The organism is Kribbella albertanoniae (assembly GCF_004348455.1).
GTDB lineage: Bacteria > Actinomycetota > Actinomycetes > Propionibacteriales > Kribbellaceae > Kribbella > Kribbella albertanoniae.
This window is the reverse complement of the sequence record NZ_SMKA01000514.1, coordinates 1-1,570: the sequence shown is the minus strand read 5'-3', so window position 1 is coordinate 1,570 and position 1,570 is coordinate 1. Positions and strand designations below refer to the sequence as shown.

At 68.3% G+C, this 1,570-nt stretch carries 1 protein-coding gene; it reads right to left on the bottom strand.

Annotated elements, in window-relative coordinates:
- Positions 1-19: 19 nt before the first annotated feature.
- Positions 20-1,285, bottom strand: coding sequence for an IS110 family RNA-guided transposase (locus E1261_RS44700; protein WP_132416436.1), 1,266 nt, complete (start codon positions 1,283-1,285; stop codon positions 20-22).
- Positions 1,286-1,570 lie beyond the last annotated feature (285 nt).

The following is a 1,570-nucleotide window of genomic DNA, read 5'->3' as shown; positions in this document are numbered from 1 at the left end:
CCCCATCAGAAGCCCTGTGTCAACCCGCCTTCTGTTCGGTGGGGTTGAGGACGCGTTGGAGGGCGTTGTGCTGATCGGGGTTGTAGGCGGTGCTGTTTTGCCAGCAGTGCCAGATGACGAACAGCCAGGCGCGGGCGAGGATGCGGACGGCGTGGGGGTGGTCGTGGCCTCGGGCTCGGGCTCGGTCGTAGAGGTCGGCGGCCCATGGATTGTCTCGTCGGGTGTCGCCGGCGAAGTCGGTGACGGCGTCGCGGAGTTGTTTGTCGCAGGCCCAGCGGAATCCGACCGTGCGGAGTTTGCCTGATTGCCGGGTCGAGGGTGCGGCGCCGGCCAGGCAGGCAAGGGCTTCGGGGGTGGGGAAGCGGGCGCGGCAGTCGCCGATCTCGGCCAGGAGTCTGGCTGCGCGGAGGCGGCCTGAGCGGGGCAGGCTGGTGAAGATGTGCTGATCGGCGTGCGCGGTGAGCTGGTCGCTGATCTGGCCGGACAGGGTCTTGATCTGCTCAACCATGGTGGTGAGCATCGCGACTAGGGCGTGGGTGATCTGGGCGTTCAAGGTGGCGTCGTGGCCGGTCGCGCCGCGGGGTGCGGCGACCAGGTGGGCGTGCAGCGCGGCGGGATCCTTCTTGCCGGAGTAGCCGACGGATGCCAGCCAGGCGCCCAGTCGTTTCGGCGAGAGCCAGTCCGCGCGGTCCTGGGTGTCGAACCGGGTCAGGAACTGCAGACTGATCGGCGAGTCGATCTCGGCGAACAACCCGACCACACCGGGGAAAGCATTACGCAGGTGCGCGCGGAGCTGGTTCGCGACCGCGACCCGGTGACCGACGAGGTCCTTGCGGGTCCGGCACGCCCGGCGCAGTACGACGGTTGCAGGGCTGTCGGGGGTGAGCGGCACGAGCCGGGCCCGGTCGGTGCGCAGGGTATCGGCCAGCACGTAGGCGTCGAAGCGGTCGTCTTTGTTACCGGCCGATCCGTAGCGGCCGCGCAGGTTCTTGATCCGGTTCGGGCTGATCACGACCACGGTGACACCGGCCGTGAGCAGAGCATCGACGACCGGGCCGTCGGGTCGTTCGATCGCGACCTCACCGACGCCGTTGCGGCCCAGCCTGGCGATCAGCTCCCGCAGGCCGGCGGCGGTGTGCTCGACGGTGCACCGGTCGATTTCTTGGCCGCGGGCGTTCACGACCGACACGGCGTGGTCGTCGCGGGCCCAGTCCAGACCGGCGGTCACATCGTTGACGGCTTGTTCGGGCAGTGCGTTGGGCAGGGTGTTCATGGCAGACTTCACGTCAGCCTCCTCGCTGCTAGACCCAGTGGGGAGGCACCCTTATGTGGTGCCGGGACGCGGCTGCCGGTTCGCTCACTGATCGGCGCTCTCAGCATCGAAGCCCTGGCGCTCAGCCCTGTCGACGGTCGGCACGCCCCGGGGAACCGCTCAGTCCCGCAGATCTGATGGTGGACGTCTGCAACGTCAAGCCAGCCGGGCGGTAACGCAAGCGGCACCTCGGGTGCATCAACGCCTCATCCAGAAGCGCCGACCTGAGGAAGGTAGACCAGTGAGCTTGTGGGTTCT